The organism is Candidatus Cloacimonadota bacterium (assembly GCA_016932035.1).
Taxonomy (GTDB): Bacteria; Cloacimonadota; Cloacimonadia; order JGIOTU-2; family JGIOTU-2; genus Celaenobacter.
On record JAFGDR010000057.1, the window covers coordinates 1 to 23,209 of the forward strand.

Genomic DNA, 23,209 nt, shown 5'->3' on the forward strand with positions numbered 1-23,209 from the left:
CCTTATTGTTAATGGGCTGTTGAAGATCATTAGTCCATATCATTCCTACGAGCACGAAAAGCATCATGCTAAACATAACAATCTTTTTCATTATAATCCTCCATTGTTGTAGTTAAATAAATCGTCTAAATTTTCTTTGTTTCCATTTATTCATAATAATTTTCCGTCCGATCCAATATAATACCAGCTTCAACTTTACTTTTATTGTAAACTCTCATTTTATACTTTCTTTGTCAAATTTATTACATTTCCTCAACCTCCGAATGTATCCGGTTTATCTGGATTATCGGAGTGTTGAAATTGGTGAGTTACCCAATTAAAACACTCGGATGTCCTCACCAGTTCGGACAATCAGAGGTTTTATATAAAAAAAGAGCAGGACGATGTTTCCTGCTCTATAGTATTTGCTTAATTAGTTTTATCTTATCTCATCAGAATAAGTTTTTGTGTTGTTTCTATATTATCCGTTTTGATTGTATAGAAATAGATGCCATTTGAAACGCTCTTTCCTGAATTATCTTTTCCATCCCAGATTGTATTATAACCGGTTACAGATGGTTCCAATTCAAGTGTTTTTACAACCTCGCCTTTAATATTATAAATCGTTACATCTTCCAATTCTTGAATATGCGATTTTGAGGAAAATGATATGGTTGTTTCATCAGTAAAAGGATTCGGATAACTTCGCATCGTCATTTCAGGTAGTTCAGGATCGTCGATTGAAATATTCTGGTGATAATATAGTGCCCCCATATCAGCTCGTGTTCCATCAGGATCAAGCGGTGATGTAGGATCTCCAGCGTCTATGCATGGTGAGGTTTCCTGCAGACTCCAATCTGCTTCAAGACCATTAAAGCTCGGTCCATCTCCAGTAGTAGGATCAACAAACAAAGGATCATCACTGATATTACCGGTTCCAGCATAACCGCCAGACAGGTCGGAATAAGTAACAACTGGATTACTTGAGAAATTAATAAAGACATCTCCAGTTTGCCTGAAAATAGAATTGTCAATAATTGGATTGGATGATGAGAATAGATAAAATGTATAGTTGGAAAGATTATTAGCAACAGTGTTATGGGTGATTTCAGGACAGGATTCATTCTTCATACTAAAAGCACCTGCAAACATAGCTTCATTATTCACAATGATGTTCCTTGCAATCACCGGGGACGAATCATCCAAACTTATTGCCCCACACAAACTTGAGCTTGTATTATTTGAGATCAGATTCCATTCAATGAGAACATCATCAGAATTACGAACGTTGATCGCCGGACCTTTTTGTGAAGTAGTCGAGTTTTCATAGATCGTATTGTGCCCAACAACAACACGAGCATTGTAGATATCTACTGCACAATCCACTGAGCCGGTTATCTGAGAATACCCAAGAGCATTCTCGTAATCATTATTGAAGAAATACAGCCCACTCCATGTATTGTCAGTAGTGAAGATAATATTTCCTCTGTCATTACCAATTGCAGAAAAGTATCCTTCGATTGTTATCTTACTTCCGTTATTCGTGTGAACCTCAACATTCGGTTCTATCTCAAGCATGTTTTCATCTGCAAGATGTGCGTCATCCGTTATTATATAAGGACTATATGCCGAAGTCCAAATACCTGAAAGTTCTCCGCTTATGTCGGCTGTGCTTGTTACAGTAATGTAATCTTCGGCAGTAGCGGTTGCGGTTTCCACACCATCAGAAATACGAAGGGATACATCATAGGTTCCAATCGTATCATATAAATGATAGGGATTCTCTTCTGTACTGTCCCATGTTCCATCTCCGTCAAAATCCCATTCATATGATACAATTCCAGTATCAGGATAGGATTCGTTGTAGAATTGCACACCCAATTGCGGCGGTCCGGATTGAATATTGCTGCTGAAAATTGAGAAAATACCGCTCACCCCACAGGTGGCTGCCTGATGTATTTTGTAATTGCTTGAAAAAGTCTGAACAATCGCCACTGCTTTCAAATCCGGTAATACCCAATCCGGATCATAGGTAAATGAATAGGAAAAACTTCCGGTCTGACCTACTGTGGTAAGATTAAAATTCTCATCGTGATATGCAACGACCGCACAAGTATAATCATCAGTGTATTTATAGGTGAGTAGAAGAATGATCTTGTTGTTAGTAGTAGTGATATTTCCAGTCAGTTCAACATCAGCCTGAACATCAATGGTCGATTTTGAGGTAACATCCATCGTAATGTCAATTGCACATGGACTATCCAGGGCATTAAGTGTATTGTAATGAGGAAGGTAATAATTATACATACTACCACCAGAAATCCCACCAACTTCTGAAATATATCCTCCAAACCGAGCATGAGGAATACCGCCGACACCGTACATACCTCCACGAGTGCTGTAATTGGGACTTGGCATCCCCACGTAGCCGCTTGTGCTTTGCCAGAAAATCGGAATAAAGTTATCGAAATTAGCTTGAAGATCTCTCAACCCGGCCCGGGCTGATGGACAGTATCCTCAAGACGTGGATGTAAATACTTCCCCGACCACGTTCATTTGTGTTGCAGAAAGTATCATAGGAAGAAGTATGATACCAGCAAGTAGTATAAGTAATTTTTTCATGATAAACTCCAAATTAAGTTACTTATTGTATTATTGTGCATTGTTTTACTTGTTTGACTTGATTATTAACTGATAATTTATAAAGATAAGTTCCAGTTGAAACCGGAACGCCATTAACATCTTTTCCGTTCCATTGAATGAAATGATCCCCGGTAGTCATATCCCGGTCGATCAGTTTCTTAACCAGCTGCCCTTTGATATTATAGATAGCAATTTCTACTTGCGCTTGTTTCTCAAGAGTAAAAGATATTTGCATTTCTGTATGGTGTGTTAAACTGAAAGGATTAGGATAATTCTGATAGAGTTGTGAAAGTACCTGCTGCTGTGGTTCAGGATCAGTACTAACAATGATCTCATCCAGGTCGATCTTGTATGCAGAACAGCCATAGGTGCCGATCACCATAAATCTGTCTGGATTATAAATTTTAATATCAACAACTGGAACATTTGGCAAACCTTCAGAAAGACTGTGCCACTCAAAACCACCATTGTCAGTAAAAAATACCCCTGAATCAGTGCCGACAAAAAGCTTATTAGGAATGTCAGGATCTATAGCAATGACGTTAACTGGTATCTGTGGTAAATTCCCGCTAATATTGTACCAGTCCTGACCTAAATTTGGTGATTTAAAGACATGCGGAGCTTCTTCATCCCAGCGGAAACCGGATACTGTTGCATAAATCGTATTAACATCATGAGGATCACATGCAACACGGGTGAACCAACGGTCAGGTAATCCGGCAGAAATATCATTCCATGATGAACAGTTATCTGTTGAAATATGCACTCTTCCATCATCAGATCCGGCAACGATAATGCTTGGATCGAGCTCAGATATTGCAATTGTCGTGATCGTATGGTAGCTGCTGCCGTCATCACCCTGTGTCAGGTCTCCACTTACCGAAGTCCAGCCTGATCCACCATTCGTGGTTTTCCAGATTCTGTATGTTCCAAAATAAAGGATATCAGGATTGGTTGGGTGTATAACATATGGTGAGGACCAGTTCGTCCTATCACCGGACATTGGACCAGCAATATAGCTCATATATGAGCCACCGTTTGTTGATCTATAGAGATTTCCCCATTGATATTCCGCAAAGATAGTGTTGGGATTCGTGTAGTCTACAAGACAATAAAAACCATCTCCACCAAGGATTGCTTCCCAGTCGTTCAACGCACCGGTCATCGTACGTATGGTGTTGTTATCCTGTGTTCCGCCATAAATTCGATAGGGATATGTCTGATCAATCTCAATAGCATAGAACTGTGTCATGGGCAGATTGTTGATTTTCGTCCATGAGCTTCCGTTTGTCGTGCTCTTGTATAATCCCCCATCATTTCCTTCCAGAATGAATAAAACATCATCATCGATATACATTGCATGATGATCGACATGCATACTTGAACCAACTTGACTCCAGTTATTTCCACCGTTCGTAGTTCGATAAAGATACACACCCATAACATATACCATATCTGGATTATTCGGATCAACTCGTATCTGACCAAAGTACCATCCAAAGGTGCTGTTGATACCCTGAAGCGACCCATCGTTTGTTGGAATCCAAGTATTTCCCCCATTATCGGTTTTAAAAACATCAACCTGGTTCGTTCTATCATAAAATGCATAGAGTCTATCTGGGTTGGATTTTGAGATTGCCAAACCGATTCTACCGACATCGCTGCCGGTGGGAAGTCCTGAAGTTAACTCGACCCAGGTATCTCCACCATCTGTGGTTTTCCAAATCCCTGAACTTGGTCCAAAAGATCGTCTGTAGGTCAAACCTCTCATGCGCTCCCACATCGCTGCATAAAGAATATCAGGGTTTGTAGTATGCTGCACCAGATCGACTGCCGCTGTGGAGTCAGTAATGAAGAGCTTTCTCTCCCAGGTCTGTCCACCATTCTCGCTTCGGAATACACCGCGCTGTTCGTTTGCCGAAAAAAGGTTTCCGCAAGCAGCAACATAGACTCTCTGGGAATTGTTATAATCTACAATGATCCTACCGACGTATCCTGACTCTTCCAATCCGATATGATCCCAGGAAAGACCACCATTAGTGGATTTATACATTCCATTACCCAGGAAGCTGTAACTGGAAGCATTTGCTTCACCAGTTCCAACATACAGTGTATTTTCATCATTAGGATCAAGAGCAAGAGCTCCAATTGATATGACTGGTGCTTGTGTAAAGACATTCTCCCATGTGTTTCCAGCATCGATTGTTTTAAAGACACCACCCGATGCAGCTCCAACATAGAATTTATCAAGGTCGCTCGGGCAAACAGCAAGGTCGGTAATTCGACCACCAATATTGGTTGGACCCACAAGCTCCCAGGAATATTTATAAGCTGAAGCTGATTCATGCATTTTCTGCGCTTCATCCATACTCTGGAGATAGTTGTCGATTTTGATCTTATTATGGGGATACACCCGTTGATATGCCATCCATTCATTAGGAAGCACATCAGGTTCTTTTAGAACTGCTTCACCATGAGGTCGTTCGACCCATCGATCTGCCGGTTTTCCCTTTTTGTGAGTTGTAGGTACTGTTACGAGAATGACAACTACTGCAATGACAAGAAGAAAAATGATCAAATATGTTTTATGCTTAAAAATGTTCATGTTATCATCTCAAAATAATGAATTTATTCAAGTAATTTGTGTTTTGTATCTGATAAAAATAAACACCTGTGTTGAGAGATTGCACATCGAGCTGCGCAGTTCCATTGTTGCCACGGACTTGTGTAACAAATTCACCTTTTACATTATAAATCGAAATGGCAGGATCAATGTGCTGAACATGTTGTGCATAGTGTATGGTCAATGTAGTTGCAACAGGATCTGGATAATGAGAAACGATCATGTTTGTTTGAGGATTTTCATCAATTCCGACATTTGTACAACCTTCTGCAAAAACATCTAAGAAAAACATATAGAATGGTTGCTGATTTATCGCAATTTCACCATCATAACACTGTGCACAGGAAGGACAGAATGTAAGATCGAATGCCTGGCATGAACCGCTTGCAACAGCATAATTAAGAGCATTTCTTGCAGGATCGTCGGAATCCCTGAGAGTTACAGTAAATCCGTCCGGGGTTGAGATCGTACCGCGAAGAGTATCACCGCCAACATTTTCGATATAGAACTGCAATGTCGAATCGGTTCCAACAAAAACATTCCCAAAATCAAGAGTTGTAGGAAAGAAATTCATTATAGGACTTGGAGCTGGAACCTGATTGATTGCTTCCAATGCATCGATTCTTCCTGATCCAAATGTATTGCTTTTATTGGTAGAAAGTTGATAAGCAGTTTCTTCAAGAATTTGATCGATATCAGCAGGAGTTAGGTTATTGTTTTTTGAGAGCATAAGTGCCATGACGCCAGCAGCACAGGGTGTTGCCATCGATGTACCGCTCCACCCGCTTTCATACCCGTAATTGCTGTAATGTGCAAGAGATTTGATATTTTGTCCAGGGGCAACAACATCAGGACGGATCAAACCCATTTCCGGAGAATAGGGATAATCATTAAATCCAGAAATGTATTCCCATGTAACAGGTCCTCGTGCTGAGAAGGATGCAATTCCATCACCGGAATTCGTTGCACCAATACAAATAACTGAACTAATGCCGCCTGTGAGTGTCTGATCCGGATGAAGCCAGGGAGGAGGGCAGTCTCCAGGAGTCCTGATATTGTCCGGAATGGGATACATATATTGCTGATCACCCTCATTACCCGCTGCAACAGAAGCTGGTATGCCAGCAGCAAGCAGTGTATTCATCGTATTTCGCCAGGTTATCCTATTTGGACTCCATGCATGAAGCCATCCGAGTGACATACTGATAACATCAGCACCATTATCAATTGCAAATTGAATGGCATTCCATACACCGGATTCGGAACCCCCACCACCGTTATCGAGCACCTTAAGGCACATAATTTGAGCATCAGGTGCCATACCGGTCTGTGACCCAGCAGTTCCATCTCCAGCAACCGTACCTGCACAATGTGTTCCATGTCCATGATCATCCATAGGATTGTTATCATTATATCTGAAATCCCAACCGTGGTAGGGATAGCTGGGATCAGTCCAGAGGTGGTCTGCAAGGTCGACATGATTATAGTTCACACCGGTATCGATAACTGCAACTGTCACACCGCTTCCTGTATAACCAAGATCCCACACATCATCAGCTTTGACTTTGGTAACATTCCACGTGATCTCACGGGTCGTAGGGAAAGCTGGCTCACCTTTTTCAAACATAAGCATGTTACGAATCTCGTCATGATCGATCAGATCTATATCATCTCGATTAATAAGGGTATAAATAACTTCGGCAGTTGCCTTACAAGAAATGACATTTGATACCCACAGAGGAGTAATATCTTTCACAATACTATTGAAAGAGAAGTTCTCCAGATCATAGAGTAAATCTTGCTGATGGTATTCGCTAAAGGATTTCAGTTCCTGAATAACAAAATCTCTTCTTTCAGATTCTGGTAAATATGCACTTTGCTGCAACAAATCCTGATGATCATATTGTTGTTTCATTATTATGTTGACGGGTATGAGTTCTGTTGTTTCACTCTGCTGCAATTTTTGTTCAAGCTGCGGAGTAAGTATATCTTGGTTTCCATACAATGCTGAGAAGCCGCTCGTGACCAACAACACTGCAATGAAGAGGGAAAGTTTAAAACGCATTACATCTCCTTATTTAAGTAATAGTAATTTATCTGTAATTATAGTTTCATCTTCAAAAGATGTTGAGTAAAAATATACCCCATTTGGAACAGATTCTCCATTTTGATCTGTTCCGTCCCAGGTGACTGAGTTCATATCTGGGGTAATGTCGAGGATTTTTATCGTTTCACCTTTGATATTATAAATCGTAATATCTGCAATTTTGTTGAAGTTATTCTGCGAGGTAAATGAAATCGTTGTTGAGCCACTGAAGGGATTGGGTGAATTTTTAACAGAGATCTGGTTCTGGATTTGAGGATCATCAACCGATACACCTGTTGTGTATTCAAAATTTACATTAACCGGAACGGGAAGACTTGCCGCAGTAAACTTATAGGAAAAACTCATTGATCCTGCTGAGGACACTGTTATAGTGAAATCAAGTTTGAGTGTGTCACCGGCACCAAGAGTAATATGCCATGGAAAACCCGGTAAATGGCATGCGCCAGCACCTTGATACAAATGGCACCAAATCATCGACCAACCGGTTGGAATATCGACATAATCAACCATCACAGTGAAATCATCCTCTGCACCAGTATTGACCACATCGAAATATTCTGATTCATAATTATACGTTGAATCATTGTATGCAGGTCCGATAACTTGAGGATCAAAGGGAATATGAATACTCAGATCTGCATGTAGACTTATGGCAGTAAAGATCAGTGCGCTTATTAGTATTATTATTTTTTTCATATATGCTCCTTCCACTAAAATGTGGTAATTAATTCAGCTCGTAAACCCTCAAACTGTTTGCGATATTTGCAAATACCATTTCGGCAAACTTTTCCGCCCTTCTCTTTTCCAACAAACAACCGAAGCGTGGTATTCTTGAGAACTATCTTACTGATCTCTGCACCAAGCCATGGTGTTTTTTTACCGATCTCTTTTAAATTTTCGCAGGAAGATTCTGCGATCACAGAGACATCGAAATCAAAGATGTTTGTATCGATCTGAACAAGAGGTTCCCAGTGATGTGATTTTTCCTGCTGGTAGTGTTTATCAAAATATTGAAGTTCAGTTTTGATAGAGATTGGCATTTCACCGATCATGAAATCGTACATGACAGTTGGTGTTACTTCTTTTTCCCAGTGCTGAACATTATTATCCTTTCTTTCAAGGTGTGAAAAACTGGCAGTCAGTGTCGACATATCAAAATAATGAATGCCTTCAATCCATAGGTCAGTCTGCCGTATCGACCAGTCATCATTCCATTCTTCTGAATAATTCAATATGAGTTCATTGAAGTCGTTTGGCAGGAATGAGATCTCTCCCATTGCACCCTGTTGATCTTTTCCAATCGGAGAATCATACATGGGTTCATTGCTGTGATTAATGATAGGTAAATCGTTAAGCCGGGAAACAAAATTTAAATAATTGTTGTATGCAACTGTAAAAGAGAAAATATTGAAGTACGTGTTCAGATTTGCGTAAAGTGCATGACCGATCTTTGAGATACCCTCCGATTGATCCAGGTAGCCATATTCAGCGTTGAGGTCAAACCAGCTTGCATTGAGATTTGTTCGTGCTGCAAAGATCTTTCTGTCGAGATAATTATCTCCTGCCTGCCATTCACGGACATTCACAAATGAAGCGCCAAGTTTTACTGCTTCAAAGATATCTTTCTGAAAATCAAGACCAGCTACAACATCATTCTTTGTAACATTATCTTCGTTTGGAAGCGCTGCATATAATGCTTTTGCCTGGAAAGATCTAGGGAATATTTCAGCAGAGAATCCATTAAGACGTGTATCGATATTAAAATCTCTGTCTCTGTATGCTCGCAATGCAATACCGGATCCGAATACCTGTTCAAAATTTCCTGCACGAGCAGAGAAATTATCGATCTTATATTCGAGGAATCTTTCATCCCACCTATAGGAAATCGACTGAGAGGTGAGTTCTTCCATTGCCGCATAATCATCATACTTTGGAAGTTCAGCAATAAACTTCATCCCAAAGGTAAAATTCTTATATGTAAAACGAAAACTGAACTCATCAGAGAAGTAATTTTTTAAAGAGTCTTCTGCATTCTTGTACACATAGATCGCTTCGTTCAGTCCACTGATACGTAGATCCTGTACGGCAAATAAAGCTGATGTTATTGAAATGATAAAAAGTATGAGTATTATTCTTTTCATGATTACCTCTCGTATTTTTCAATTCTGAATCGTATGGGATAAAGAAGTCTTGTTTTCATCGGCTCTTCCCCGATAAGGACGGGTTCAAATACCCATTGCTGAACAGCATTCATCGCTGCATCCTCAAAGCCATAAGATGCATCTTCGTTAATACTTACAACACAAAGTTCACCAACTGCGCCGTCTTCGAGTATTTCCAGATCGAGAATCACATCTGCGATTATGTTAGCTTCATGTGCTTCAGCCGGATAATCCGGTCCGACCCATGTTGTTGGCTCCATACGTTCCTCAGAAGGGTACATCTCTTCCAACTGTGCAATCGTGATATCTTTGAACATGATCTTTCTTAGTTCTGTTTCAAGTTCGTACTCATCACCCTGCGTATAACCTTCGTGGGTATAGACAAACTCACCATCGTTGTTTATGATATATGTTCTGGGAATTGTATTCACGTTTAGAAGTTGTGATACGCTTTTTTTGGCATCGAACAAGGTTATAAATTCATATCCTTTCGATTTAACAAAGGATTTTGCCTTGTCTTTATCACGAGGTTTATCGATCGTAATACACACGACATTGAGAAGATCATCATATTTTTTCTGCAGGTCATTAAGATGAGGAAGCGCTTTCTTACAAGGATTACACCATTTTGCCCAGAAATCTATGATAACAGCTTTTTTAGTAAGTAATTCCTCTGAACTGACCAGATCTCCATTGATATCTTCGAGTGTAAATTCTGGTAATATATCTGCAGCACTCACTTGAGATAAGATTAAAAATATTCCAATAATTATGATTACAAGCGTCTTTTTCATTATTCACTCCCCTTTCCTGCTGACATATCCTCTTCAATCACATTATATATTTTGCATGTATCAGCATTATATGGATCGGCAACAGTTTGAAGCCAGACGTACAGGACAATATCATCGGGAACAGTTGACGGCATTTCCAGTTCGAATGAAACAGGTGAATCAAGGTTTTCTGCACTGATATTCTTCATTCCCTTGGTAATGACCACTTGCTCGCATGGTCTGCCATTATATCCATTAACTGATGATACTTTTTCAACAAGTGTAAATTTTAGATAAAGATCATCTGATGAGAGAGCATCTGTTTTATCAACAGTTATTTCGCCGAATAATGTATCTGATATGGTATAGGAAAGATCTTTTAATTCTGCCAGAGCGTCAACATCAATGAATGTAATAAGCGTATTTTGATATTGAGCGTATGTATCTGCACCACCGCCGGTTACACGAACCTGACCCTGAAACATCGATTGCGGAGCAGAATAATCCATACCGTAGTATTGGATCACTTCGATGGCTCCTATATCGAGTACATCATTCCAGTGATACTCCATATAATATAGTTTATCTCCATATTCATCTTTCAACTGCTTGAGAGCATCTTCTGCATAATGACAATTCGGACACCATGTTCCGGTAATCATTTCAACAACTACCTTTTGGGGAACGGGTGGTGAAATTTGGTTGCCGATAAAAAGGAAGCTATCTCGTAGAGCTTGAGCATAGTCTATAAAGGTTGTATCAACACCTGCAGCTACTATTTGATATGACACCTTTAATTCTGCTTCAGATAATATCTCGATCTCCATCGCAATGCTGTCCGGTGAAGCATCTGCAAGCGAAGAATAGAAATTCTCCATATCTGCTTTTTCCATTCCGTTGTTCAGATATGTATCCGAATAGTAAGTCATGATCGATGCAACATCATCATAGAGAACACCTTCCTCTACATGGTCTGTGAAGCGCATCAGGAAGTGTTCAAATTCGGTTAGCACAGGATCAAAATGATGGGAGAACCTATCGCAGGAAAACATGGATACTATCAATACAGTCACGAGAATGAGGAGTGTAATTTTTTTCATGTTTTTATCCCTTTATAATTTATTTAGGTACAAGAACGACATAAGAGGGTAGCCCGAGAACACCAAAATAATCGAGCAATTCTTTTGTTGGTGATTTTTTTAAATCCTCTGCTTGATAACGTACAAGAACAAAATCTTTCAATACTTCCTCGACACGATCATCTTTGAATGTTGTTGCTTCCATTGCAAGACAGTTTTTACACCAAGTTGCCCAAAAATCAATGAGAATTGGTTTATCTTCCTCCAAGGCATTTTGCATTCCTTGTGTTAATGATGGCGTCCAGTATAGATCAGAACTTTCTTCGGTTGCATGATGCTCTTCAATATATTCTTTTTCTCTAGATTGTGAAGAGAAAATATGAATTGCTGTATAGCCATAATACAGAGCAATCACCATAATAATTATACCAAAAATATATTTAATCCACTGCATCCATTTTCCAGGTTTAGGAAGAATCGAAAGCCCAGCACCCACAAAAGGCCAAGGTAAAGCCATACCTGCTCCCAGAAGGAATGGGAGTAGCAATCCTGCAGGATTACCAGAACTATATAATGTAACTGAGTAAAGGATCACAGATATTAGTACAGGAGCAACGCATGCTCCAGCAAGAACTGCAGCTATTACTCCTAGAATAAATACAGTAATATATTTACCTTTTCCAGTTTTCTTATTAGCTACTTTGCCTGATTGAAATCTTGTAAAATCTATAGGAAAAACATCAAACATTGCCAGAGCAAGAAGGATAAATATAATTGCTATTACTATATTGAACCAGGGAGAGGAATTGATACCGCCAAAGCGAGAGCCGGTTAGTACAACGATCAAACCAAGCCCACCATATGCGAGCATCATACCTATTCCGTATAATCCTCCGATCAAAAATCCCTTTCCCTTTGATTCCGCCTGAGTACCTGCTCCAAGCACCGCAATAGTTATTGGCATCATCGGAAGCACACAAGGAGTGAGATTAAGAGCAACGCCGCCAATAATTATCAGGAGTAATACAAGCCAGATATTCATTCCAGCAAATCTATTTGCAGATGAACCATCCGAAGTGGTTGCTTTTTCTGCGAATGCTATAAAGTCACTACTTTTTAAGTACCCGGCAGCAATATCCTTCATAACAAATTTGTCGAGATCAATTTTTAATTCGGAGAATTTTGATTCAGTTGATTGGTCTTTAGGATCCTCTTGCTTTGTCGTAAGCTCTTCTTGTGTGGGATGAATAGCTTCTTCACCAGTCACGATTAGTTCCATTACAAGTTCTTCTTCTTCAGGAAAGTGACACATTCCTGCATCATCACAGAACTGATAACCGGCATATATTGTTAATGACTTCTCCCCGATCACAGTATCTTCGGATACGATAAATTCCATGGTTAGTGTTACTGAGTCATAATAATCAGTACTACCTTCATGTACAATACCGTCCGGATATTGAACTGGCAAGAATTCAATCCCATCAACTTCTTCTGGTTCGATATAGAAGTAATCTTCCTGCAAACTTTGATGCATACCTTCAGGGATTGTGAACGTGACGGAGATGACTCCTTTGTCTCCCGGGGAAATTTCTGATTGTTGAACTGAAATTGTGGCTACATTTCCTTGTGCATACAATATCTGCATTGAGATCATGAGCAGTACAAGTGCAGCAATAACTTTCATATATTTCATACGTGCTCCCTGCGTATGTTTTTTAAATTATATATTAATCAAATTTTTTTGAATGTAAATAATTGTCAAATTTGCTGGGGGTATTTATTAGTTCAAAGGGAGTATCTTTTCTCCCAGTTTTATGTATGTTTTGTATTAAAAACGAAGCTGCCACTTTTCAGTATTTTCACAGCATGATCGACTACCACAGGATCATAAAGAGAACCTTTATTGTCTATTATTTCTTCGAGGGCTATATCCAGACCGAGACTTTGACGATACGGTCTGTCGTTTGCCATAGCTTCTACGACGTCCGCCACAGCAAGGATTCGTGCTTCTAAAAGGATGTCTTTCTTTTTCAAGCCATTTGGATAACCGGAACCGTCGATGCGCTCATGATGTTGATGGACCATCTTTGCGACCTGCCATGGGAAGTCGAGATCCTTCAAAAGTTCATACCCAACTGTCGGATGGTTCTTTATTTGCTCCCACTCTTTGTCCGTGAGCATTTCTGATTTATTCAATATTCTGATTGGGACCTTGATCTTGCCGATGTCATGCATTGTTCCGCCTATGCGGATGCCTTCGAGCATATCCTCAGAGCAACCCATCTCTTTGGCTATTGCAATGCCAAGCTGTGCAACATTGTGCTGGTGACCAGCAGTATAGGGATCTCGCAATTCAACAACATTTGCAAGCACATTTACAGTGTCCTCGATCAGTTTTTGTAGCCGTTCATAACTTTCTTTAAGTTCATCCTCAGCACGCTTTCTGTCACCGATATCACGGTATATGCCATAAACAGCTATCTGTTCTCCATCTATAATAATTGGTGCTCCGAGTACAGATACATCGATCATGGTTCCATCTTTTGCAATACGTTTTGTTTCAAAGGATATATCTATACCTTGAGTCAGCTGTTGGGTTGATTTCTCTGCTTCCTGCAAGAGCTCCTCGGGGGTAATAAGTTCATCGATATGTTTACCTTTGATCTCATCAATCGTATATTGGAATAATTCGGAAAAAGCATTATTTATTTGAAGTATAAAACCATTATTATCGGCAACAATAATAGCTTCGGGTGCACTTTCAAAAAGGCGCTCGAAATATACTTTCTGTTCCTCAAGTGCTGCTTCTGCCTGTTTCCTGTCTGTAATATCACGCCCCATACCCTGCACAAATACAACCTTGCCATTATCATATATTGGTCTGAGTTTCAGCCAGAACATGCGAACAGAGCCGTCTTTACAGATCACGTTCGTTTCGTATTCGATATATTCGCCTTTGACAGCTTTTCTATAATTCTTGATTGACTCTTCTCTCTCCTCTTTCTTGATCGTAAATATTGATTGCTTCCCTTCAAGTTCCTCCTTTGAATAACCGAGAAATGCTTCGAACATCCGGTTGACCATTAAGTATTTTCCCTCGAGATCAGATAACCAGATCACATCATTGGCATTTTCAAAAAGATCCCTGAATTGTTCTTCGCTCTTCCGTAATGCTTCATCAGCTTCTTTACGTTTTGAAATATCACGAACAATCCCCCAATATCCGATTTTCTCACCTTGTTCATCTTTCTGAAGATATGTTCGGCATTCAATAGGAATAATTGTACCGTCTTTTCGAATATACTCTTTTTCGTAGAGATGAGAATATCCTTGTTTTAAAACCTCACTCTGAATAATATCAGTTTCAATCCTATGCCATTTTTCAGGTGTTATATCACGCGTAGTTTTGGTATACAACTCCTTTTCAGTGTAATCCAATATTTTTTGAAAAGCCAAGTTACAATTTATGATTTTACCATCAAGATCAGCTCGCACAGATCCATCTCTCATATTTTGATGAAGCTCAGCATATTGTTTTTCGAGGGTTAGACGTGCGTTTTCAGCCTTGGTGCGTTCATCTTCTTTTTGAACTATTTCCATTTGCAGCAGAAGATTCTTACCCATCTCCTGAATCGCTTCCATGAGTTGATTCACATCCACCGGTTTAAGAATGAAACCGTGAACTCCAAGCTCTATTGCACGTATAAAATAGTTGGTTTCCCCATAGGCAGAAACAACGATGAATTTTGTGGTGGGTTCAATTTCTTGTATTTTTTCGATCATGGACAAACCATTCATAACGGGCATTTTAATATCAGTGACCACGATCTGAGGTTTATGTTTTATGAAGGTTTCTAATCCGATTTTCCCGTTGGTTGCAATATACACATTTTTTATTTTCCGTTCCAACATAGATGTAACAGAACGGAGAATGACGACCTCATCCTCTACATACATAATAGATAATGGAAGAACTTCTCTTTCTGGTTTTGAACTAAGTTGCTGATTCAAAGGACCGAATTTCTCCTTTCTTAACAAGCAAGAGTGTTTGAAAGTAAAACAATTTCTTTTCTCTATCTGATGTTGACATATACAAACCTGTTTCTGTTCAAGAAAATTTATCTATTGAAACGTTGAGACTGAATTATTTTGTCAATTAAAAATTCAATGATTGAGAATATTTTAAAACAATTGTATATAATTTTGATGTTTTAATTATGGGCATATTAATTACAAAAGAATCGTAAACTTTACTCCATCTTTGATATTCTCGGCTGCAATCGATCCCCCCATGTTCTTTTCAATGATCATCTTGCTCATATAAAGTCCCAGTCCCGTACCTTCAGATTCATGCTTCGTGGTAAAATATGGATCGAAGATCTTTTTCATAATAGTTTTGGGGATTTGACCGGCATTATTTGAGATAGTTAATGAACTCGAATATTTCTGACCTTTAAGTTGTTTCAATGAGATTCTTACATGAGCATGAGCTGGTTTTACACGTTTTACTGCATCCTTGGCATTGTTCATGATGTTCAGTATGACTTGTGTGTATTCATTTTGGAATCCCCGCACAATGCATTGGTCCACTATGTCCACGTCTATTTTAATTTCATTGTGTTTGAAGCTGCTTTCAATAAATTTCACGGTGCTCGTAACTGCTTCATTAATACTGAAGTTTTCCTTCTCTTTGTTTGGTAAAAAGAAATTCCTGAAATCATCAATTGTTCGCGACATATACCCGATCTGATCCATGGTGATCTTAATAGATTCGCGCAGGTATTTTTCATCCAATTCTCCATATTTGTAAGCCTCTTCAATATCCTGCACGATTGCTGCAACTGCAGTAAGGGGTTGTCTCCATTGGTGGGCGATATTTCCGATCATTTCTCCCATTGCGGCATGACGGGACTGCTCAATAATAATATGATCTTTTTCACGAAGTTCCTTAACCTGTTTCTCGACCTTTTTTTCCAACTCAGCCATAAGTTCTTCTAATTTCTTATTAGTTTCTCTGAGTTTATTCTCGAACTCTTTTCGATTTGTTATATCATGCAGGACGATGAGCGGTCTTTCCGATTCTTCCCATTTGACCTTTGTAACAATAATTGATGCAATTTTTGTTCTACCCTTTTCATCATTGATTTGAATTTCTTTGCCGTTATCTCTCATGTGGTAAAATTCGAAATCTGAACCAATAAGTTCTTTTTCTTTTTTTCCAAAAAGATTTTGTGCAGCCGGATTAGAATAACCGATCCTTCCTTTTACATCAAGGATAAGTATCCCATCGAGATTACTCTCAACAATATTAATAAAATTCTCTTGCGTTCTCTGCAGTTCCATTTCAGCAAGTTTTTCATATGTTATATCCTCATGACTGCCAATAATACGCACAGGCATATCTTTCTCATCCCATTCAACAACTTTTCCCTTTGTTCGTATCCAACGATAGCCGCCATTCTTACTTATCATACGAAATTCATCAACATAATTTTCCTGACTTGTTTCAATTAACTCAATTTCTTTTCTCACTGCTTCTTCTCTATCGTCGGGATGGATGAGTTCTCTTGACTTTTCTATAGATGGTTCAAAGTCATATGGTTCATAACCAAGCATATGATAATATTGTGGACTGAAATACATTGAATTTGTACGAAGATTGATTTCCCAAACACCTTCGGCAATTGCACCGACAGTTTCTTTCAATTTCCTTTCACTCTCCTCAAGTGCTTCTAGAGCTTTCTTTCTTTTTGTGATATCAAGAATCACTCCATCAAGATATTCGATCTCTCCTCTTTTATCAAAAGTTGCTTTATAATTTGCAGACACCCATATTTTCGATCCGTCCTTCTTATATTCCTGGGTAACAGATCCCTTAACAAAACCATGCTTTTTCAATTCGGAAAGCATATGTTCTCTATCTTTAGAATCACAGTAGAGCTCCTTTGCATCAGCTTTCATTAATTCTTCCGAACTGGAATATCCATACATCTCAACAATAGCTGGGTTGAGAGCGAGAAGTTTACCCGCAGGTGTTGATCGGCTAATGCCGACAGGAAGGTTGTTTACCAGAGTACGATATTTTTCTTCACTCTCAAAAAGGTACCTTTCGAATTTTTTCCGTTCTATACCTAATGCGATTGTGTTCGAGACAAGTTCGAGAATACGGACATCATCCTTTGAGAATGCCTTCTCATTGGTATAATTCTGAACCGCAAGAACACCGATGGTTTCATTCTCATATTTGAGGGGAACGCCAATCCAGATCTGTGCTTCAGTTCCTTTGTCTGCTTTTCCGATCTTTCCTTCCTTTTGTAGTTTCGCTAATACTTTCCTATCCGCGTAGAGAGATTTTCCATTTGTAATTACATATCCACTCAGGGTATTTTCAGCGGCATGAGTTTTAAACGTAACCTTTTCATCGGCGTGGAACGGAAATTCCAGTATATCATGTTCTTTATTATACAGAACAATATAAAAATTCTTTACATCCAAGATATGAGACAGGTGTTCATGAACTGAATGATATAGTTCATCGAGATTTGTTGTTGTGTTCACCGCTTCGGATATTTTATACAAAACATTCTGTACTTCCTCATCATGATGTCTCTGGGTTGTATCTGTACAGAAAGCAATAATATTGTTTTCATCAAGCATCACAGCATCAAGTATCGAATACACCTTTTTCCCGGATTTATGCAGCATTGAAATTTCCTGACGAACTGGCTTACCTTCAAGAAGTTTTGAAAAAGTTTTCAGATTTTTTTCATAATCATCAGGATGTGATACATCTTTTATGTTCATTGAAAGGAGTTCTTTCTCAGAATATCCTAGCAGGTGGCATGCTGCATTGTTTACATAAGTATATTCTCCTATGCTATTCGCAATAAAGAAGGGAGTGGGAGAACTGGTGACATAGGTTTGGAATTTACGTTCTGCTTGTTTTCTGCCAGTAATATCTTCATGATTTCCTATCATTAATATTGCTTCACCATTCGTATCTCTTTCCACAACTTTTGCCAATGCATGTATACAGAGGTAGGTACCATCCTTTGTTCTCATTCTAAATTGATTTTCATATACATCTGGTTTTTCTTGTAAGTATTCCTCAGCAGTCTTGATTGCTTCATCTTTATCACGTGGATGAAGTAACCTCACCCAACTATCATAAGTTGCAGGAAACTCATCTGGCTCATAACCAAGCATGGTATAATACTTGGGACTGAAATGTAATTCGTCAGTTTTAAAATTCCATGTCCAAATTCCATCAGTGGTTGCCTCTAATACTTGCTCAAGTTGTTTCTCAGCTTTTTCCCTCTCCGTTATATCCATTCCTAATTCAATGAGGTTTGTAACATTTCCTTCTTCATCCAATACAGGATATCCTCGCAATGACCAATACCTTCCATCATGAGTTTGCGCTTTACCACTTTGCGGTTGTTTAGTTTCCTTTGCCTTGAGTACAATGCATCCTTCACAAGGTTCCTTTCTTTTTTGCCAAACTTCATAGCAATACTTGCCAACCATTTCTTCAGGTGGTATTCCCACAGAGTCTGCAGAAGCTTTGTTAGCCCAGATTATTCTCAAGTTAATGTCATAAAATGCAAACATCTCCTGGGTTGTATTGAGTATGATATCCTTCTGGACTTCACTCCTAAGCAGTCTTTGTTCAATCTCTTTGCGACTAGTAATATCCCTTGAAACTGAGAGTAACTTCTCGACCTTTCCTGCGTCATCATATATCGGTGAAATTAACACTCCCCACCATTTGGGAGTTCCTTTTTCGGTTGGACAGTATCCTTCAAAATATCCAACCTTTCCCTTTTTTGCTTTATTGACTGCTTCCTGGGCTTTTTTCCTATCTTCACCTTCCCAAAATTCTATCCAGTTCTTGTTAAGATATTTGTTTACATCCTTGATTTCCAATAATCGCTGTCCACCAATGCTCATATAAAGCAGATTACCTTCAAGATCAAGAATTTTAATACAATCCTGGCTGTTATCAATAATTGCTTTTGTTAATTCAAGTGTATTCCTCAGTTCCTCTTCCCGCTCTCTTTTTTGGATAAGTTCTTCACGATATTTTATAGCATTTCTTACTGCAGGAACAAGCTGATGTAAATGTTGTTTGATGACATAATCCCATGCCCCTTTTTTTATACATTGTACTGCAGTTTCTTCATTAATAGAACCTGTAACAATAATAAAAGGAATATCTGGCACTTTTTCTTCAGCAACCATGAGTGCACGCATTCCATCATACCCCGGAAGGGCATAATCAGACAAGATAATATCAGGTTTGAATTCCTGAATTGCTTGTATGTATGCAGATTCGTTATGAGTAACTTTGGGTTCGATATTCAGATCAGATTTTTTTAATTCTCTGATAATAAGTTCTGCATCTTCTATATTATCTTCCAGCAGAAGAACTTTCAAGATTTTATTCATGGAACTCTCACAATTAATATCTTTATGGCACCTCGTTCATAAGCAACCAGTATAATCCAAGATCAGAGACCGATTGAACGAACTTATCAAAATCTACCGGTTTTGTTATATAGCTGTTCACCCCCAATTCATAACTCTGGATGATATCCCTTTCCTCGCGGGATGAAGTCAGCACAACAACGGGAATTGTTTTGGTCGTCTTATTATTTTTGATCTGTCGTAACACTTCGAGGCCATCGACTTTTGGAAGTTTGAGATCAAGAAGGATCAATTTGGGCTTATCTTTGATACTTCTTTCTGAGAAATCATTGCGTCCAAAGATAAAATCTAATGCTTGCTCACCATCGCGCACACATTGAACTTTGTTCTCAAGCTTATGTTTCTTTAATGCTCTGAGTGCAAGTTCTTCGTCATTCGGATTGTCCTCAACTAACAGGATTAGAACTTCTTTTTTATCAGTCATCTATCCTCCATATGATTTGTTTTTTGTGGAAAAGAAAAATAAAATGTCGCTCCATTACCCTCCTCGCTTTCTGCCCAAATTGTACCATTATGTCTTTCAACGATCTTATGAGCTAGCGCAAGTCCAATACCGGTTCCCTCAAAATCTGCTGAAGAATGAAGTCGTTGGAAAACCTGGAAGATTTTATCTTTATATTTCATATTAAAACCGACGCCATTATCCTGAACAGCTATTATGACATTATTTTTTTCAATTTTCGATGAGATAGAGATTTCAGTTTTTTCTCTCATACGAGAGTATTTCACAGCATTCTGCAAAACATTTTCGACAACCTGCTGGAAGAGTGTTCGGTCTGCCCATATCGTGTTCAAATGTGAGAGATTGAATTCAATATTTCTTTCAGGATTCAGCGTTTTCACTCTTTCGATTATTTCCCGGAATACTTCATTTGTGTCAATTTCTACAACATTTATTTTCTGGCGTCCGGTTCGAGAAAATTGGAGCAGATCAGTGATCAAGTTATTCATATCTTGAGAATTATTGATCACTATTCCTAAGAGCCTTCTTCCTTCATCATCAAGCTTATTGCTGTATTCTTCCTGGAGAATTTTGGTAAAACTATCGATTGCTCTGAGCGGTGCTCTCAAATCATGGGAAACAGAATAAGAAAATGATTCTAACTCTTCATTGGCTTCTTCGAGCTTCTTGTGGGCTTGAGCTAACTTCTCGTGTGTTTCATTCATATCCTCCATAAGATACATTAGAGCTTGCCTGGATTCATCGAGTTCAGCATTTCTCTTTTCCAGTTCTCTTGTTCTCTCGTCAACCATGTCCTTCAACTTTTCCTGGTATTTACTCAATGTCTGATCAGCTTCTTTACGTTCAGTAATATCAGTATGAGTTCCTATCATTCGCAGCGGTTTTCCATTTTCATCCCATTCAATGACCTTTCCCCTATCGAGAATCCATTTATACGATCCATCTTTACATAAAAGACGATGTTCATTCATATATAGGATAGTTTTATTTTCCAAATGTGCATTAATATCCTTATATGTTTTTTCCTTATCATCCGGATGAACTCTTTTGTCCCATTCATCAAGGTTGTTTGATATTTCATCCTCTTCGTATCCGATCATAGCTTTCCATTTTTTTGAAAAAAATACTGTACCCTCTTGTACATTCCAATCCCAGAGTCCAAGACCACTTCCATCGATTGCGAATTGCCATCGTTCTTCACTTACACGGAGTTTTTTTTCTGCTTCGATACTTTTTTCAAAATCTTGCTTTAATGCTAAAGTCTTTTGTTTTACCTGCTTTTGTAATGATTTATTCCATGACATAACAAGTAAAACAGAAAGTCCTGCAGCGCTGATTATTGAAATCAATATGATGAATAAAAGAGTATTAGAAATGAACGGTTTAGGTTCAAGGTGTATCCACTTATTGTAAATCTGCTTCTTTGTCTCAACGGGAATACTTTTCAATGTTTTATTCATTATCGAATTCAAAATTGGCCAATCTTTACGGGATAATATCGATAATTTTGTTTCATAAGCAGTTTCCCCAGCAACAACGAGGTTATAAATACCCTCTTTTTCGATATAATATAGTGCAATAGGTAATGTTGCAATGAATGCATCAATATCTCCGATTGAAACCTTACGTAGTCCAGAGGTTATATCTTCAACAGCAACAATTTCAATCTGAGGATAATCTCTTCGTATAAATTCTTCCCAAACATAGCCAGATACGACACCAACTTTCTTACCATATAATTTTATTATCCTATCCAGATTATCATTTTGCTTCGTTGTAATTATGACTCCAGGGAAAATCAGATAAGGTTCGGAAAACAACATATATTCAGATCTATCTGGTGTTTGTGCTGCTGCTGAAAGAAGATCAACATCACGATCTCTTGCCTTTTGTAAGACTTCTTCCCAGTTTTCACAGTGGATAACTTCAAACTCAATATTAAGCTGATCTTCTATCAATGCCATATAATCTGCTGCCACACCTTTATATTTCCCATCTTCATCAAACCACTCAATAGGTGGAAATTCTGGATCGGGAGCAATACGGATAATCGGATTTTCTCTCAGCCATTCTTTTTCCGATTCTGTTAATTGTAACCAGGGTTTCAGTTCATCTTGAGAAACACCCACCCATTTCATATAGAGTTCATTCATTTCAGCTTCAGATATCTCTACGAGCGCTTTGTTTATGATCGAAACAAGTTCAGGCCAGTCTTTTCTTATCGAATAGACTAGATCCAACTTATATTCACTATCATCAAACACATATGCAATGACAATATTATCCAAATATATTTTACGAAATTCGGAGTAAACGCTCAGCGTAATAAAAGCTGCATCTGCTTTCCCTTCCATTACCCGTTTGAATCCTTCATATTCTGTTTCACAGGGAGTTGTATGCTCAATTGATAGAGACTGGATGATCCTCTTCAACCAATTATTCCCTGCCAGATATGCAATTTTAATGTCTTTCAAATCCGAGGATTGAACAGATTGTAATTTTATCGGAGTCGTTGCAAGTGCATAATACTGGGTATTGTAACTGTCTGAGAATTCAAAATATTGACCACGGTCTTCACTTGCTGCTGATTCAACAAGACCATCAATTTCATTATTCTGAGCCATTTGAACGATTTCAGACCATATTCCAGGAACAATTTTAATATTTGTACCTGTTAATGTGTTGATCTTATTGATCAAATCAACATCAAAACCCCGATGATTTCCATTTTCCATCGGGTAGATAAAGGGACTCCATGCTTGACCAATGCCAAATGTAATATTTGGATGATCTTCAATCCACTGGTTTTCCTTAGGAGTTAGTTCCAGAGCAGTAAGTGAGGTAGCAAGTGTTAAAATAATAATGAATAAAATAATCTTTTTCATAGTTT

At 38.5% G+C, this 23,209-nt stretch carries 12 protein-coding genes; all 12 read right to left on the bottom strand.

Translation table 11 applies throughout. From position 1 onward, the window contains the following. Window positions 1–423 precede the first annotated feature (423 nt). Window positions 424–2,469: a T9SS type A sorting domain-containing protein gene (locus JW794_09400; GenBank protein ID MBN2018326.1), complete on the bottom strand. Its 2,046-nt coding sequence runs from the start codon at window positions 2,467–2,469 to the stop codon at window positions 424–426. Between the two features lie 154 nt (window positions 2,470–2,623). Continuing rightward, on the bottom strand, window positions 2,624–5,227 hold the full coding sequence (locus tag JW794_09405; GenBank protein MBN2018327.1) for a T9SS type A sorting domain-containing protein: 2,604 nt from the start codon (window positions 5,225–5,227) through the stop codon (window positions 2,624–2,626). A 4-nt stretch (window positions 5,228–5,231) separates the two neighbouring features. Then, window positions 5,232–7,310 carry a S8 family serine peptidase gene (locus JW794_09410; protein MBN2018328.1) on the bottom strand — a complete coding sequence of 693 codons (2,079 nt, stop codon included), beginning with the start codon at window positions 7,308–7,310 and terminating at the stop codon, window positions 5,232–5,234. A 9-nt stretch (window positions 7,311–7,319) separates the two neighbouring features. Continuing rightward, the gene (locus JW794_09415; protein MBN2018329.1) at window positions 7,320–8,048 is read right to left on the bottom strand and encodes a T9SS type A sorting domain-containing protein; all 729 of its coding nucleotides are present in this window, start codon (window positions 8,046–8,048) and stop codon (window positions 7,320–7,322) included. Between the two features lie 14 nt (window positions 8,049–8,062). Then, window positions 8,063–9,493, bottom strand: coding sequence for a hypothetical protein (locus JW794_09420; GenBank protein MBN2018330.1), 1,431 nt, complete (start codon window positions 9,491–9,493; stop codon window positions 8,063–8,065). Window positions 9,494–9,495: 2 nt separating this feature from the next. Beyond that, on the bottom strand, window positions 9,496–10,308 hold the full coding sequence (locus JW794_09425) for a TonB family protein (protein ID MBN2018331.1): 813 nt from the start codon (window positions 10,306–10,308) through the stop codon (window positions 9,496–9,498). Beyond that, window positions 10,308–11,387: a thioredoxin family protein gene (locus JW794_09430; protein MBN2018332.1), complete on the bottom strand. Its 1,080-nt coding sequence runs from the start codon at window positions 11,385–11,387 to the stop codon at window positions 10,308–10,310. Before JW794_09430 ends, JW794_09425 begins: the two co-directional genes overlap by 1 nt. Window positions 11,388–11,406: 19 nt before the next feature. Beyond that, complete coding sequence (locus JW794_09435) at window positions 11,407–13,062, bottom strand: thioredoxin family protein (GenBank protein ID MBN2018333.1); 1,656 nt, start codon at window positions 13,060–13,062, stop codon at window positions 11,407–11,409. 119 nt (window positions 13,063–13,181) lie between these two features. Further along, window positions 13,182–15,380: a PAS domain S-box protein gene (locus JW794_09440; protein ID MBN2018334.1), complete on the bottom strand. Its 2,199-nt coding sequence runs from the start codon at window positions 15,378–15,380 to the stop codon at window positions 13,182–13,184. Window positions 15,381–15,599: 219 nt separating this feature from the next. Beyond that, the gene (locus JW794_09445) at window positions 15,600–19,817 is read right to left on the bottom strand and encodes a PAS domain S-box protein (protein ID MBN2018335.1); all 4,218 of its coding nucleotides are present in this window, start codon (window positions 19,815–19,817) and stop codon (window positions 15,600–15,602) included. 22 nt (window positions 19,818–19,839) lie between these two features. Continuing rightward, the gene (locus JW794_09450) at window positions 19,840–20,280 is read right to left on the bottom strand and encodes a response regulator (GenBank protein MBN2018336.1); all 441 of its coding nucleotides are present in this window, start codon (window positions 20,278–20,280) and stop codon (window positions 19,840–19,842) included. Then, window positions 20,277–23,204 carry a transporter substrate-binding domain-containing protein gene (locus JW794_09455; protein ID MBN2018337.1) on the bottom strand — a complete coding sequence of 976 codons (2,928 nt, stop codon included), beginning with the start codon at window positions 23,202–23,204 and terminating at the stop codon, window positions 20,277–20,279. Before JW794_09455 ends, JW794_09450 begins: the two co-directional genes overlap by 4 nt. Window positions 23,205–23,209 lie beyond the last annotated feature (5 nt).